The sequence below is a fragment of the Flavobacterium sp. genome, assembly GCF_030146175.1.
Lineage (GTDB): Bacteria > Bacteroidota > Bacteroidia > Flavobacteriales > Flavobacteriaceae > Flavobacterium.
Genome location: NZ_JASLCE010000031.1, coordinates 1 through 16,715 on the forward strand (window position 1 = coordinate 1; position 16,715 = coordinate 16,715).

Annotated in this window: 12 protein-coding genes and 1 pseudogene; 8 read left to right on the plus strand and 5 right to left on the minus strand. The window is 40.5% G+C overall.

The features are described 5' to 3' along the window. Positions 1-555: 555 nt before the first annotated feature. Positions 556-4,932 (plus strand): GEVED domain-containing protein, encoded by a 4,377-nt coding sequence (locus tag Q1R07_RS03460; protein ID WP_300486038.1) that lies wholly within the window; start codon positions 556-558, stop codon positions 4,930-4,932. Positions 4,933-4,978: 46 nt separating this feature from the next. Here the strand turns inward: Q1R07_RS03460 and Q1R07_RS03465 are convergent, their stop codons facing one another. Continuing rightward, positions 4,979-5,314 carry a hypothetical protein gene (locus Q1R07_RS03465; RefSeq protein ID WP_300486040.1) on the minus strand — a complete coding sequence of 112 codons (336 nt, stop codon included), beginning with the start codon at positions 5,312-5,314 and terminating at the stop codon, positions 4,979-4,981. Positions 5,315-5,342: 28 nt separating this feature from the next. Here Q1R07_RS03465 and Q1R07_RS03470 point away from each other — a divergent pair, with 28 nt between their 5' ends. The 6 genes from Q1R07_RS03470 (at position 5,343) to Q1R07_RS03495 (ending at position 10,836) form a co-directional block, all read left to right on the plus strand. Then, complete coding sequence (locus Q1R07_RS03470; RefSeq protein ID WP_300486042.1) at positions 5,343-5,519, plus strand: DUF5522 domain-containing protein; 177 nt, start codon at positions 5,343-5,345, stop codon at positions 5,517-5,519. Between the two features lie 136 nt (positions 5,520-5,655). After that, on the plus strand, positions 5,656-7,641 hold the full coding sequence (locus Q1R07_RS03475; protein ID WP_300486044.1) for a urocanate hydratase: 1,986 nt from the start codon (positions 5,656-5,658) through the stop codon (positions 7,639-7,641). Between the two features lie 25 nt (positions 7,642-7,666). Continuing rightward, entirely contained in the window at positions 7,667-8,197 is a 531-nt protein-coding gene (locus Q1R07_RS03480) for a DUF4136 domain-containing protein (RefSeq protein WP_300486046.1), read from the plus strand. A 58-nt stretch (positions 8,198-8,255) separates the two neighbouring features. Continuing rightward, positions 8,256-8,630 carry a group III truncated hemoglobin gene (locus Q1R07_RS03485; protein ID WP_300486048.1) on the plus strand — a complete coding sequence of 125 codons (375 nt, stop codon included), beginning with the start codon at positions 8,256-8,258 and terminating at the stop codon, positions 8,628-8,630. Between the two features lie 76 nt (positions 8,631-8,706). Beyond that, the gene (locus tag Q1R07_RS03490; RefSeq protein ID WP_300486050.1) at positions 8,707-10,464 is read left to right on the plus strand and encodes an aromatic amino acid hydroxylase; all 1,758 of its coding nucleotides are present in this window, start codon (positions 8,707-8,709) and stop codon (positions 10,462-10,464) included. A 63-nt stretch (positions 10,465-10,527) separates the two neighbouring features. Next, positions 10,528-10,836, plus strand: coding sequence for a rhodanese-like domain-containing protein (locus tag Q1R07_RS03495; RefSeq protein WP_300486052.1), 309 nt, complete (start codon positions 10,528-10,530; stop codon positions 10,834-10,836). 79 nt (positions 10,837-10,915) lie between these two features. Here Q1R07_RS03495 and Q1R07_RS03500 read toward each other — a convergent pair whose 3' ends face one another. The 4 genes from Q1R07_RS03500 to alaS form a co-directional block, all read right to left on the minus strand. Next, positions 10,916-11,563, minus strand: coding sequence for a DUF4230 domain-containing protein (locus Q1R07_RS03500; RefSeq protein ID WP_300486054.1), 648 nt, complete (start codon positions 11,561-11,563; stop codon positions 10,916-10,918). A gap of 274 nt (positions 11,564-11,837) precedes the next feature. Further along, positions 11,838-12,626 (minus strand): DUF3800 domain-containing protein, encoded by a 789-nt coding sequence (locus Q1R07_RS03505; protein ID WP_300486056.1) that lies wholly within the window; start codon positions 12,624-12,626, stop codon positions 11,838-11,840. A gap of 36 nt (positions 12,627-12,662) precedes the next feature. Further along, positions 12,663-13,613: a GSCFA domain-containing protein gene (locus Q1R07_RS03510; protein WP_300486058.1), complete on the minus strand. Its 951-nt coding sequence runs from the start codon at positions 13,611-13,613 to the stop codon at positions 12,663-12,665. 102 nt (positions 13,614-13,715) lie between these two features. Next, complete coding sequence (gene alaS / locus Q1R07_RS03515) at positions 13,716-16,343, minus strand: alanine--tRNA ligase (RefSeq protein WP_300486060.1); 2,628 nt, start codon at positions 16,341-16,343, stop codon at positions 13,716-13,718. 258 nt (positions 16,344-16,601) lie between these two features. Here alaS and Q1R07_RS03520 point away from each other — a divergent pair. Beyond that, positions 16,602-16,715: pseudogene (locus Q1R07_RS03520) on the plus strand (M23 family peptidase); the annotation flags it as partial.

The following is a 16,715-nucleotide window of genomic DNA, read 5'->3' on the forward strand; positions in this document are numbered from 1 at the left end:
CGCTTTCGATCTTTTAGGCCGTAAAATCGATGAATACAAAAACACCAATGAAAACGATATCATATTGAAAAACGTTAAAAAATCGTCCAGCGTGGTACTCTTAAAAATCACATTGGAAAACGGCGCTACCATAGACCGAAAAACGATTTTCTAAACACTTAACAACATTTCAAGACAAATCCCCTGTTTACTCAGGGGATTTTTATTTTGTAACAAACCGACTTTATTTCGTTTTGTTTCAAACAAAATAATCTTTTGGAATGATACGTCAAACTCCTCGATCCAAACACTTTTTCGCATGTATTTTTATACAAAAAAACCTTGTAAAAAGCAAAAAACAAACCATCTAAATTTCCGAATCTAAAAAATCGATAACCATCAGAAAAACAATACAAATCAAAAAAAAGGCTGTATTACAAAAGGTCATCTTATCGACAAAAATGCACTTTATCGATTAAACGGAAACCTTCATCGAAATTCGGTTCCGAGACACCTTCTGTCTGCTTCTTAGTACATATTTTCGCACCGTAAAAATAACCCCAAAGATTTTTTATTATGTTAATTCGCCCCCGATTTACTTTTAAAATTGAAAACTTATTCAACTCAAAAAGCAACCTACTTTCGTTACTGCTTTTATTAGTTTGCGCTACCGGATTCAGTCAGGTAAGCAACTATACTTTTTCAGAAAGCACATCAAATTATACAGCTATTACCGGTGCAACAAATGCTATTAACAGCAACTGGGACGACAATGTTACGGCAAACAATATTCCAATTGGTTTTACATTTAACTTTAACGGAGCCAACTATACAACCTGTTCGGTAAACTCAAACGGGTTTATCACATTCGGAACAACACTTTCTGCAAATACAGAATCTAGCCCGATATCATCCAATACCGGATATGCCGGTGCGGTAAGTGCTGTGGGAGTTGACCTTGTAAACAACGGAAATGCAATTATCTACAAAACGATTGGAAGCGCACCTAACCGTGTTTTTGTGGTGCAGTGGACAAATGCTGAGCGTAGCGCCCGTGGGGGGGATTTTAACTTCCAGATCCGTTTAAGCGAAACAACGAATGTTGTGTCCATTTCGTATGGTTCTTGTGACCCATCAAACAACAACAATGTAAATGTTCAGGTTGGTTTAAGAGGAGCCAACAACAACGATTATAACAACAGATCCCTTTCAAATAACAATACTTGGGCGGGAAATACATCTGCCGGAACATCAAATAGTGCGACCGTAAGAACACGTAACAACGTATATCCAAATACAAACCTTTTATATACCTGGACTCCAGTAGTAGCTTGTGTGGCTCCTACCGCACAACCTACAGGACTTACGCTAAGCAGCATCGGAGTTAATTCTATGAATGGTTCGTTTACCGCAGCATCGCCAGCTCCGGATAATTATCTTGTGATCGCCAATACAACCGGTACTGCGCCAACACCTGCAAATGGAACGAATTATACTATTGGACAAAACCTGGGTAGCACAAATATTGTAATCGACAACGACGGCAATACTACTTTTAGCGCTACAGGACTTTCGGCCAATACAACCTATTATTTCTTTGTATACTCTTTTAACTCAAACTGTACAGGAGGTACAAAATACAGAACTACTTCTCCTTTAACCGGAAATGCTAAAACATTAGTATACTGTACAGCAACATCAACATCAAGCAATTACTATATCTCAAGTTTTAAAACAACCGGAGCGATTTCAGACGCTGTAAACAACAATTCAGGTTACAGTACTTCTGGATATGGTGATTTCACCAATTTAGACGCAGTACAGCAAATTGCCGGTGGTGATCTTAATATCAGCGTGGTTCTTACCGGACCTGATAAGCAATTTGTTAGTGCTTGGGTTGACTGGAACAAAAACAACGATTTCACAGATAGCGGCGAGAATGTTTATAGCTCAAGTCTAAATATTTTATCAACTACTTTCGGATTTGTAATCCCTGCAGGGACTACTCCAGGGAACTACCGCCTACGTATTCGTTCTGCTAATGGCGCTAATGGTACTGTACTTTCTCCTTGTGGTAGCTATACAAATGGAGAAACCGAAGATTACATCCTTACAGTTATTGCCGATTGTCCGGCAAAAATCCTTACTGCACCAACGGTAGAATCTTGTGGTGAAGGTCCTGTAACCTTAACTGTAACAGGATCGGCAGGCGTTACTTCTTATCGGTGGTATAACAGCGAAATCGGTGGTTCTCCTATTGCAGGTGCAACATCGGCAAGTTATACAACGCCTTCACTAATGATGTCGACAACGTATTATGTTACCGCTGTAAACGGTTCTTGCGAATCGCTGGTTCGAAGAGCAATTACTGCTAAAATCAAACCGGTACCGAATATTACAATCACACCTTCTTCTCCGGAAATTTGTGGTGATGATAACTTTGTACAGATTGCTGCCGCAGGTAGTACGGAATTGGTAGAACTTTTTAACGAAAATTTCGAAGGCAGTGGGTTGGGTCTTTTTACCAAATCCGGTACTGGCACAACTGCTACTACTGAATGGCAACAAAAAACAAGTATTTATACCACTACAACGGCTAACTGGAAACCAGCGATCAATTCGAGTACAGGAACTACCGGAAATAAATTTGCATTCACAACTGCTGATGTATCCGGTAATGGAAAAGACATTATTTTAACGACTACAAACTCTTATAATACTTCAACTTTCCTGGATTTGACCTTAACGTTCCGTCAGTATTATTCGTACTATGGAAATGGTGAAAGTGCTACTGTTCAAGTTTCAAAAGATAATGGAGCAACATGGGGCAATGTGGTTAGCTACACAAACAGTCAGGGTGCGCCAAGTCGATTTGTAAATACTATTATTTACTTGAATGACTATATCGGAGTAAGCAATTTAAAAATCAGATTCCGTTACCAGGCAGGTTATTGCGATGGATGGGCTATCGACGACGTAATTTTATCCGGACACCGTCCGTTAACATCTAACTTTACCTGGTCGGGTGCAACTATCGATGCCTATATCGATGCAAACGGAACAACACCGTATACTAATCAGGCTGTAAACACTGTATACATCAAACCGTCTACAGCACAATTAGAAGTAAGCAACTGGTCCTTTACGGCTAACGTTCAGTTAACTAATGGTTGTACTGCTTCTAAACCGGTGAGTGTAACTAACAAATCGAAAGTATGGCAAGGTAATAATGGCAACTGGAATGATCCGAACAACTGGTTACCGGTAGGAGTTCCTACAAGTGATAACTGTGTGATCATTAAACCAACAAGCAATTCCTCAACCATCAATGGAACCAACTATGAAGCGCAGGCTAAAACCTTAACAGTTCGTACCAACGGTCGTTTAGACATCCCGGCTACTAACGGAATCAAAGTGGTTAATAAAATTGACGTAAAAAATAACGGTACCTTAAACGTAGATAATAACGCCAGTATCGTACAGGTAGACAATGTAGCCAATTCCGGAAATGTAAACATCAGACGTACAACAAAACCGATGTATCGTTATGATTTCACCTACTGGAATTCACCGGTAACATTAGCTTCCGGCTATACATTAGCGATGTTATCACCAAACACATTGGGTGACAAATACATGAAATGGCAACCAACAATCGGTGGTGGTTACGGAAACTGGATTAGCGTAAGTAATACTACAGCTATGGATCCAAGAATGGGTTATATCGTAAGAGCGCCACAAACGTTCGATCTTAATCCAAACAACAGAACTACCTATACGGCTACTTTCGTAGGAACGCCAAACAATGGGGATGTTACAATACCAATTGCTATCGGAACAGATGCTAACGTAGGTGGTGGTGTAACTGTAGATGATGATCAATGGAACTTGATCGGAAATCCATATGCATCCGCTATCGATGTGGTGTCTTTCCTTACAGACAACACCAACAAAACATTAGTAGATGGTACGGTTTATATCTGGACGCACAATACCCCTATAGGTAACACAAATCCTAGCCCGTTCTATGGTACGTATTCGTATAACTATACGGCTGCTGATTATGCTACGGTAAATAAATTCGGAGCAACAGCAACAGCTGCAACAGGCGGAAGCAAACCAACCCAGTATATTGCATCCGGACAGGCTTTCTTCGTAAAAGGTTTAGCCAACGGAAATGCGAAGTTTACAAACAGTATGCGTGTTACTGGTAAGAATGATAATTTCATGAAAAACGGTGGTACATCAATCAACCCGGAAACACAATCGGTTGCCGGTGGTGAATCGGAAAAACACCGTATCTGGTTGAATTTAGCAAATGAAAACGGTGCTTTTAGCCAAATATTAGTAGGATATGATGAAGAGGCAACTATGGATTTTGACAGAGGTCTTGACGGACAGGCTTTCGGTGGAAACGGTGTAACCCTCTACTCGACTATTCCGGATATGAACCTTACAATTCAGGCACGTCCGTTACCATTTAACCAAGCCGATCAGATTCCATTAGGTTTCAATGCAAGCGCTCAGAATACCTACCAAATCGGAATTGATCATTTAGATGGAATTTTCGATACGCATGCGATCTACCTGGAAGATAAAACTACCAATACGATCCACGATTTAAGAACAGCTCCTTACTCGTTCACATCGGCTGCTGGTACGTTTGACAATCGTTTTGTATTGCGTTTCAACAACGGTACATTAGGAAACGGTGACTTTAGCCTTGAAAATGGTATCAAAGTATTACGTGGAAACGAACTGGCTGTAAACTCGGCTAACGAAAGAATCAAAAACATCACTGCATTCGATGTTTTAGGACGAAAAATTGACGAGTATAAAAATGTAGGTGAAAACGAAATCGCCTTGAAAAATGTAAAAAAATCATCTAGTGTTGTTCTTTTAAAAATCACACTTGAAAACGGAGCTACTGTAGATCGCAAAACGATTTTCTAATACCCTCCGAATAAAAAAAAATAACCCCGATGATCGATCATCGGGGTTATTTTTTTTTCAGATACTTTATAAAATGCCAAAATGGTCGTTTCGACAGATAATCCGGATTGGCTTCATTCGCATAAGCTTCCCGTTCAAAACTGATATTCCGATAAGCCGTATGCCGATTGCCATACTGCCGCCATCGGATCAGGAACTCAATTCCGTACCAGATAAAAAAAGGAAGCAACACAAGTTCCAATTGTTGCCGGATATGGATTTTCTCATGATTCAGGAATACGGTGTCTTTTTTATCCTCCTTCCTCACAACAAACACAAAAGGAAAAACGGTAATGCCCCGAAACCCTTTTGGCGTTAAATATTTTAATACAAGTACAATCATTAACGGTAAAGTTCCTAAATTTGTCCGTATGGACAACCAAAATACTAAAAATAAATTAATCCCCGGAGAAGACTATTATTTGTCTCCGGAAGGCTATAAAGTATTTACCGAAGCCTTTCATTTAAAAAGAGGCTATTGCTGTAAAAACGGATGCCGTCATTGTCCGTATGGATTCAACAAAAACACCGGAACGATAAAAAAATAAAAAATGGATGCCATTTTAGTCCGCTATAAGATCAAAATTTACAAATCCTACCACAGGTCGGATATCCGCTATCCATAGCCGGGAATTTCCTGCGCATTTTTATCATTTTATAATACACGAAATTCACATAACAATCATGACGTTTCAAGAACAGATTTTAGAAGGAATCCCTTCTGTTTTACCACAACCAAAACCGTACGAAAGCACTATAAACCACGCGCCAAAGCGTAAAGAAATATTAACCGACGACGAGAAAAAACTGGCACTAAAAAATGCCTTGCGTTATTTCGAACCCGAACACCATGCCGAATTGATCAAAGAATTTTCGGATGAGTTGGAAACCTACGGCCGTATCTATATGTACCGCCTTCGTCCGGATTACAAAATGTATGCCCGACCGTTATCCGAATATCCGGGTAAATCCGATCAGGCCAAAGCCATCATGTTAATGATCCAGAATAACCTGGATTATGCCGTGGCACAACATCCACATGAATTGATCACCTATGGTGGTAATGGCGCTGTTTTTAGCAACTGGGCACAATACCGCTTGACCATGAAATACCTGGCCGAAATGACCAACGAACAAACGCTGGTGATGTATTCCGGTCACCCGATGGGATTATTCCCTTCACACCCGGAAGCTCCGAGAGTGGTGGTTACCAACGGTATGATGATCCCGAATTATTCCAAACCGGACGATTGGGAACGTTTTAATGCCTTAGGTGTTACCCAATACGGTCAGATGACAGCCGGTAGTTATATGTATATCGGTCCACAGGGAATTGTTCACGGAACTACGATTACCGTATTGAATGCCGGGCGAAAAATCGCTAAAAACGGCGAAGATCTGGCTGGTAAAGTTTTCGTAACTTCCGGTTTGGGCGGAATGAGTGGTGCGCAACCTAAAGCCGGTAATATCGCCGGATGTATCACCGTTTGTGCCGAAGTAAATCCAAAAATCACCCACATCCGTCATTCACAGGGATGGATCAATGAGGTGATCGAAAACATTGATGAACTGATCAGCCGTGTTCGCAAAGCACAACAAAACAAAGAAGTCGTTTCTATTGCCTACCTTGGGAACGTGGTAGACGTTTGGGAGCGTTTTTACGACGAAAATATTTATATCGATTTAGGCTCCGATCAGACCTCCTTACACAATCCGTGGGCGGGTGGCTACTACCCTGCCGGAATTTCCTTTGAAGACGCCAACGCCATGATGGCCAACGAACCGGTGCTATTTAAAGAAAAAGTACAGGAGACCTTACGCCGACATGCGGCAGCGATCAATAAACACACAGCCAAAGGCACCTATTTCTTCGACTATGGAAATGCCTTCCTTTTGGAAAGTTCCAGAGCCGGTGCCGATGTAATGGCGCCAAACGGTATCGATTTCAGATATCCAAGCTATGTTCAGGACATTATGGGGCCAATGTGCTTTGACTATGGTTTCGGACCATTCCGTTGGGTTTGTACTTCCGGAAATCCGGACGATTTAGCCAAAACAGATGCTATCGCCTGTCAGGTTTTGGAAGAAATGATGCAAACCGCTCCTATCGAAATCCAACAGCAGATGGCCGATAATATCCGTTGGATCAAAGGCGCACAGGAAAACAAACTGGTGGTTGGTTCGCAGGCGCGTATTTTGTATGCCGATGCCGAAGGACGTACCAAAATTGCCGAAGCCTTTAATCAGGCGATTGCCCGTGGCGAAATCGGATATGTGGTTTTAGGACGTGATCACCACGATGTATCCGGTACCGATTCCCCTTATCGCGAGACATCCAACATCTATGACGGTTCCCGTTTTACAGCCGATATGGCCATTCATAACGTAATCGGTGACAGTTTCCGAGGCGCTACCTGGGTATCCATTCACAACGGTGGTGGCGTTGGATGGGGCGAAGTAATTAACGGTGGATTTGGCATGGTTCTTGACGGTACTAAAGAAGCATCAAAACGTTTAGAATCAATGCTTTTCTGGGATGTAAACAACGGGATTGCCAGAAGAAGCTGGGCGCGAAACGAAGGCGCAGTTTTTGCCATTAAAAGAGCCATGGAATCGCAACCTTTACTAAAAGTGACCATCCCGAATCTTGTTGATGAATCATTATTTTAGTTAATCATAAAAACCTAATTACATTATGAAAGCAATAAAATACCTTCCGATACTACTGCTCTTGGTCATCAGCTCTTGCAGCTCCGTTAGAGTAGCATCCGATTTTGATAACAGAACCGACTTTAGTCAGTATAAAACCTATGCCTTTCATAAAGATGGAATCGATAAAGTTGAGATTTCCGATTTAGACAAACGACGTATCCTTCGCGCCATTGACGATCAGATGACCGCCAAAGGCTTTACAAAAAGCGACAATCCGGATATGTTGGTTAATATTTTTACCAAATCCAGCGAACAGGTTAACGTGAGCCAGTTCAATACCGGTTGGGGTTGGGGATATGGCTACGGATGGGGCTGGGGCGGACCGAGTTACAGCACCGTTAGTACCACTACCGAAGGAACCCTTTATATCGACCTGATTGATGCCCGTAAAAAAGAATTGATCTGGCAAGGTATCGGAACCGGTGTTTTAACGCGAAACCGTGAGAAAAAAGAAGAACGCATCAACGAATTTGTTTCTAAAATTCTGATGCAGTTTCCACCGCAAAAAAAATAATGTAATTCACTATAAAACTAAAAAGCCTACCCTATGCGTAGGCTTTTTTATCACTATCATGAACGATATCAGCACTTTCGAAGACGTACAAGCACTGGTCGATACTTTCTACGGAAAAGTACAGCAGGACGATTATATCGGACCGATTTTCAATAGTAAAATACAAGATCGCTGGCCGGAACATCTGGCCAAAATGTACCGGTTCTGGGAAAGCATTTTACTGGATAACCATACCTATTCCGGCCGACCTTTCCCGCCACACGCATTTTTACCCGTAGACGCCACGCATTTTAACCGTTGGCTTACCCTATTTACCGCTACGGTCGATTCCCTTTTTGTCGGACCAATCGCCGAGGAAGCCAAAGAAAGGGCTGCAAAAATGGCAGCCATGTTTCATTATAAAATAGAATACATTAAAAATAACGCAATATAATTCCGGGATTGAAATTCCAATTGCTAACTCCCTAAAGATTTCGTAATTTTACACCAAACAGCAACAATTTTTAATCATGAATCCATCGTTTGAAACCAATCCCTTAATTGAGCGCTTACCCAAGCATCTGAAGCAATTTATCAAACCACAGGATTATGACGAGTATACTCCGATTAATCAGGCCGTTTGGCGCTATGTGATGCGTAAAAATGTGGATTACCTCGGAAAAGTAGCCCACAGCTCGTATCTGGATGGTCTTCGCCAGACGGGAATTTCTATCGAAAGTATCCCGAATATGTACGGTATGAACCGTATCCTAAAAGAAATCGGTTGGGCCGCTGTTGCCGTAGACGGTTTTATCCCACCCAATGCTTTTATGGAATTTCAGGCGTATAACGTACTCGTTATTGCGTCCGATATCCGTCAGCTGGAACATATCGAATATACACCTGCTCCCGATATTATTCACGAAGGAGCCGGCCACGCCCCTATTATTGCCAATCCGGAATATGCCGAATACCTGCGTCGTTTTGGTGAAATTGGTTGTAAAGCCATTTCATCGGCACGGGATTACGAAATGTATGAAGCGATTCGTTTGCTTTCGATTTTGAAAGAAGCCGAAGGTACACCGCAAAACGAAATCGAAGCCGCTGAAAAGCGTGTCGACGAGTTACAAAACGATATGGGTGAATTGTCCGAAATGGCACAAATCCGAAACTTACACTGGTGGACCGTGGAATACGGTTTAATCGGAACCGTAGACAATCCAAAAATCTATGGCGCCGGACTTCTTTCCTCTATTGGAGAAAGTGCCTGGTGTATGACCGATAATGTAAAGAAAATCCCATACGATATCAGTGCGGCCAATCAAAGTTTTGACATCACCAAACCGCAACCGCAATTGTATGTAACGCCTGATTTTGCACACCTCAACCTCGTACTGGAAGAGTTTGCTAATAAAATGGCATTGCGTACTGGCGGATTATCCGGAATTCAGAAATTAATTCATTCCAAAGCCTTAGGAACTATTGAATTGAGTACCGGTATTCAGGTTTCAGGTGTTTTCACCAATGTGATCGAACACGAAGGCAAACCGGTTTATATTCAGACAACCGGAAAAACAGCCTTATCCTACCGCGAAAAAGAACTGGTTGGCCATGGTACCGAATACCATGCCGAAGGTTTCGGAAGTCCGCTCGGGAAATTAAAAGGAATCAATCTGGCTATCGAAGACATGAGTCCAAGGGATTTAAGTGCTTATGCCATATTCGAAGGACAGGTTGTTACGCTTGAATTTGAAGGAAATATCAAAGTTTCCGGAGAAATCATTACCGGTTCCCGAAATTTACAGGGTAAAATCATCACCATCAGCTTTAAAAACTGTACGGTGACATATAACGACACCGTATTATTCCAACCGGAATGGGGTATTTATGATATGGCTGTTGGTAAGAAAATCATTGCTGCTTTTTCAGGTCCGGCCGATGTTAGAAGCTTCGATTTGATTACACATGTGCCATCATCGCAAACCATTAAAGCGCAAAAAACACCGGAACGTTTAAAACTGGAAGCGTTATACCAAAATATCCGCGACATCCGCGAAGGAAAAACCACCGGAAACCCGGATGCCATTTTCGAAACTCTGCAAAACGAACATCCGAAAGACTGGTTATTGTCTGTTGAAATTGCCGAACTGGCTCATAAAAACAACAACCATGCTCTGGAAAATAAAGTTTTAGCCCATTTGGAACAGTTAAAAACGACGCGTCCGGAAGTTGCTCATTTAATTAGCAACGGACTCGAACTTATTTTCGAAAACGAAAGCGTAAATTAAATCCGTAACAATTGTTACAACCCTATACCTGAAAGTCCCGTACCTTTGATAAAAATTAAAGTTATGGGACTTTTAGATTTATTAGGATTGGGCAATAAAAATGAGATGATACAGGAATTTGTAGCCAAAGGTGCTATCATTCTTGATGTACGAACACCGGAAGAATTTGCCGGTGGTCATATTCCAAATTCCAGGAATATTCCTTTGCTACGGATCAGTTCTGAAATCGCTACCATCAAAAAATGGAACAAACCGGTGATCACCTGTTGTCGTTCCGGAATGCGAAGTGCACAAGCTGCAACAGTATTAAAACAAAACAATATCGAAGTGATCAACGGTGGCGGCTGGAATAGCCTGGAAAGCAAACTGTAATGCTATTTTCTTTATCGAATTTATAAAAAAACAACCCTGCCAGAATCTGACAGGGTTGTTTTTTTTCGGAACTATTCTTTTATAATTTCACTTGTTCTCCCAACTGTTGTTCATTTTCCAACACCTGGTTTTCATATTGTAATTTCCACCCTAAAGAATTCGTCAGGATTAAGATTTTAGACAATTCACTGATCAATCGGTTCTTCGCATTCGATTTCAAGGTCGATGTTTCCATCTTACGCGCCAGATCTTCTTTTACTTTTTTACTGATTTTATTGTAATCGTCTCCGGTAAACGGATTCATCCGGCTTTGATCCACATCATAGAACTGAATATCCGGACTAATCTTGATTTCTTCCTTCGGAATATTGACTATCGTAATGGTTTTGTTCTTTTCGTCAATATCATATTTCACCTGACGTAAATCATAGGCTACCGTTACATCAGCATTGATCACAATCAAAGCTTTTTTTTCGAACGTCAACAGATTCATCAGGTATTTTTGTTGGTCTTTATAGGTCATTACCTGGGCATAATGTCCTTCTGTTACAACCAGTTTTCCAACATTTTTAATTTGCTGCTGAATCAAATTGGTATTGTATTCAGTCGAAGTGGTATTCTTTTCGGAAGTCACCCATTTATAGATTACAAATCCGATGATTATAAAAATCAGCAAATACATCATTTTCCCGGAACGCGCCAACGCCTGAACTACGGGTACTAACATGTTTTTGATCTGTGTTTCTTCTGACGTTTTTCGTGGCATAGTATAACGCAATAATAATATATAATCTATAGGACATTGCAAAAAGCAAACATCCTTTTTCTAAAATAAATCGTTTTGTTAGAGCTTTAAAAGTTAAAAAAGGAGTCAATCTATTTGACTTTAAAGGTAATCAAAAATTGGTTTCCTAGATCTATTTCACTACATTTGTATATGGATTGGGGTGTCTCCCGGTCGGTAAAGTGACCTATCATATTGTAATGATAGGTCTTTTATTTTATGGGAATATCTTAAGCCCGTGCAATTTACCGTCTTTCTGATATATTTTAGGTTTTATTAGTTCAAAGGCTGGATTTTTACTTTCCGGGCTTATAATTTTTCTTGCAATCGGGTAAGCCAGTAAATCCGCAATCTGAAGTCCACTTATATTTTCTTTTTTAGAAAAGAAATGAGGTTCTGCTCCAATGTTTCTGAATCTATTACCCCTAACATAATAGGTTCCATTATTTCTTATTGCCGCTATATGAGTCGCTAATTTCCGATCTTCTTTCTGTCCTCTCTTTTCAATACCGATTTCTAAGGCAACCTTATCTTCCTTTTTTCCTTCCAAACAAAATAAGGCTCTTTCCATTACAAAAGAAAGTGCTACTTCATATACATCGTCTTTTAACTTTCCATGGCATTGTATAAACTTTTCTTTTTTGATAGCCGATGCTATTACTGTATAATCCAATTCTGTCATAATCGTATTCAGATCAGAATAAAAGCGTTCTTTGACACCTAAATCAAATAATAATGCAAATTCATTATAGCATTTCCTGATATCTCTGGAATGTAGAATAACAGTATCGCTATTCCAATATTTCAGCTTTAGCGACATCAGTTTTACTTTCAACTTACGATATTCCCTATTTGAAATAAGCACACCACACAAAACAAATACCGGAAAACCCGGATCTATTTTGTTTAGCCCATGATCACCACTTTCATCCAAGAGCAATTTATAACGCATATACTTTCCCTTTGTTATAACACAAAACACATAGAGGCCTCCAATTGGAAGCATCTTAATTTGTTATTTTAAGGGGGAAATTCCGAATAACTATCCGAAAGAAATATTAGGATATTCTGTTACTAATCTAGTAATCTTTATTTTTAAATTTTCCAGAAAACGGAGATGCTGTTCCGAATCGGGATTAAACGAACGATGCGCCAGCCCTTTTTGAATACTATCGACTTCCTTCATAACCGGCCAGGTCGTTTCTGCTATCCAGGCTTCCGTAAAACGCTGCCAGATATAGTCGATCGCAATTCCATTCGGGTGTAGCATGTCTTCGGCATAAAAACGATAATCCCGCAATTCGTCCATCATGATCTCATAACTTGGAAAATAAACCGCATTTGATGTTTCCGAAATCACCTGATGAACAGCCGTGATCAGATTGGCCTTACTCCATTGATTTTCTACAAAGCCGTCTTTACTATGGCGTACCGGCGAAACGGTAAAAACAAACTGCGCTTTTGGATTTAATTGCGAAATACCGGCAATCATCCTTTCCAAACTCTCCTGAATAACGGCAACCGACAATAATTCTTTTTTAAACTGCTTTTGCGGGACTTTATGACAATTCGCAACTATTTTATCGTCTTCCGTTTTTCGATATACCCAGGCCGTTCCTAAGGTGATCAAAACGTGTGTCGCGTTGGCAAGTCGGTTTCGAGTTTCGGAAGCTGCCTTAGTAAGGTTTTGTAGCAATTGCTCCGAATCGGTCGCATTCAGATCCGAATGGACATCATAAGAATGCCATTGTTCGTTATAAAAAAAGATATCCTCCTGGGTAAATTGTTTTTCCTGTAGGGCAAAATCAATCGCTTTTTCGATCGCCAGCGGATGAAACAGTATTCCAAACGGATTACAATAATTCCGAAACCGGAAATAATCCAGTTTTTCACTCATATTGACCGCAAAACACGAACCCCAAGACACCACTTTTGAATTATAATCGATTGGATTATTGCTCTTTAAAATAGGTATTTCGGTTCTGAATTTCATGATTGTATTTGTTTCTACAAACTTAAGGATATTACGCCATTTTCGGACAAACAAAAAACCCGAAGTATACTTCGGGTCTTTTTATATTTAGTGATCTCAAATCTATTTTACGAAATCAACGGCTTTTTCCAAAGCTTCTTTGATTCCGCCCGGATTCTTACCTCCTGCTGTTGCGAAGAATGGCTGTCCGCCACCGCCACCCTGGATGTATTTTCCAAGTTCGCGTACTACTTGTCCGGCGTTAAGTCCTTTTTCGGCTACCAGTTCTTTCGAAATATAACAGGTTAACATCGGTTTCCCTTCGTCTGCTGTTGCCAGTAACAAGAATAAATTGGTTCCCAGATTTCCTAATTCGTAAGCCAGGTCTTTCGCTCCGTTTGGATCTAAATCCACCTGTTTTGCTAAGAATCGAACGCCATTGATTTCCTGAAGTTCTCCGGTTAATTCTCCTTTTAGGTTTTTCGCTTTTTCTTTTAATAATGCTTCCAACTGTTTTTTCAGTTTCGCATTTTCATCCTGTAACGAAACAACCGCTTTAATGGCATCCTGTGGATTTTTCAGGGTTTCTTTAATCTCTTTTAACGTGTTTTCCTGCGAGGCAAAGAAGTCTTTTACCGCTTCGTTAGTAATCGCTTCCACACGACGGATTCCCGCTGCAACACCACCTTCACTTGTGATTTTAAAGTACCAAATATCCGCTGTATTCGGCACGTGGATTCCGCCACAAAGCTCCATACTATCGCCAAATTTAATCGCACGTACATTATCCCCGTATTTTTCACCGAATAAAGCCATCGCGCCTTCTTCAATCGCCTGCGCAAACGGAATACTTCTTCTTTCGATTAAGGGCAATTGTTCGCGGATTCGTGCATTTACGAAATCTTCAACCTGTTTTAACTCTTCATCGGTCACTTTTGCAAAATGCGAAAAGTCAAAACGAAGGTAATTTGGAGCAACCAACGATCCTTTTTGCTCCACATGCGTTCCTAAAATCGAACGCAAAGCCTGATGTAACAAGTGTGTCGCCGAGTGACTGTTGGCCGACTGATTGCGTAATTCTTTATTTACTTTTGCGTCAAATGTTCCGTTTATATTTTCCGGTAATTGTTTCGCAAAATGTAAAATCAGGTTGCTTTCTTTTTTGGTGTCGATAATTTCGATGGTTTCGTTAGCCGATACCAAAACACCTTTATCACCAACCTGTCCACCACCTTCCGGGTAGAAAGGCGTGTTATCCAGGACAATCTGATATAATTTTCCGTCTTTTTTACTATCTACTTTTCTGAAACGGGTGATTTTCACCTCGTTTTCCGTTTGATCATAACCTACAAAGGTTTCAACATTTCCATCTACCAAAATTGTCCAGTCATCTGTCGAAACTTCGGAAGCATCACGGGAACGGTCTTTTTGTATTTTCATTGCCGCTTCAAAACCGGCTTCATCATAATTATAACCTCTCTCTCGTAATATCAGTTCGGTTAAATCTTTTGGAAAACCAAATGTATCGTATAATTCGAATACTTTTTCTCCGGAAACGATAATACCATCGGTTTCGGCAATTACGTTTTCCAACAAATGCAATCCTTGTTCTAACTTTTTAAGGAAAGACGCCTCTTCTTCTTTGATCACGTTCATCACCAGTGATTTCTGAGCCGTGATTTCCGGGAAGAAAGCCCCCATTTGATCACTTAATACCTGTACCAGTTCGTAAATGAATGGTTCTTTTTTATTTAAGAAGGTAAACGCATAACGGATCGCACGACGTAAAATACGACGGATTACATAACCTGCTCCGGTATTGGACGGTAACTGTCCGTCGGCAATAGCAAAGGCTACGGCACGTACGTGATCCACGATAACTCGAATCGCAATGTTTATTTTTTCTTCGTCTTCGTCTTTTGCTTTAATCGTGTATTTTGCACCGGTTAGCTTTTCTACTTTTTCAATCAGCGGTGAAAACACATCGGTATCATAATTCGACTTTACGTTTTGTAATACCATACACAAACGCTCAAATCCCATTCCGGTATCGACGTGTTGTGCCGGTAATTTTTCCAGTGATCCATCGGCTTTACGGTTAAACTCCATAAATACGTTGTTCCAGATTTCCACTACCTGCGGATGATCAGCATTTACCAAATCTTTCCCGGGTACTTTTGCTTTTTCTTCCGCCGAACGGATATCCACGTGAATTTCGCTACACGGTCCACATGGTCCCTGATCGCCCATTTCCCAGAAGTTATCCTTTTTGTTTCCTAACAGGATTCGGTCTTCCGAAATAAGAGTTTTCCAGATATCGTAGGCTTCCTGATCAAAAGGAACATTTTCCTCTTTACTCCCTTCGAAAACCGTTACATATAAAATATCTTTATCGATCTTATACACCTCGGTTAATAATTCCCAGGCCCAATTGATCGCTTCTTTTTTAAAATAATCGCCGAAACTCCAGTTTCCTAACATTTCGAACATGGTGTGGTGGTAGGTATCAATTCCTACTTCTTCCAGGTCGTTGTGCTTCCCGGATACGCGAAGACATTTCTGAGTATCGGCTATACGGGCGCTTTTCGGTGTTCCATTCCCCAGGAAAAACTCTTTAAACTGAGCCATTCCGGAATTGTTGAACATCAAAGTAGGATCGTCTTTTAAAACGATCGGAGCCGAAGGCACAATCAGGTGGCCTTTGCTTTGAAAAAAGTCGAGAAACTGTTTTCTGACGTCTTGTGATTTCATATACTGCATTATTTGACGCGAATTGACTTCGCCCGTATTGTATTAAATTCTTCTTAAAATTAAATAAAGGTTCCGACCTATACTTCCTGTTATCATCAACTTACACTTAACATATCGTTACGTAACTCACAAGAAACAAGCTAAATGTTGATTCGGGGAAAGTATTTTACAGAAACATTTATTAAATTTGTTCGTCTAACCTTACAAAAGGTTGCCGTTTAACTTTTTATAAGGTGCAAAAATAGTATATTTTAGAAAATGTCGAAGGTAAAATATTATTACGATTCTGAAAAATTAGCCTATCAAAAAATCAAACCCAAAAAAGGGCGTCGTGTGGGATATATCAGTTTGTTCTTAGTCGCATCGGCTTTA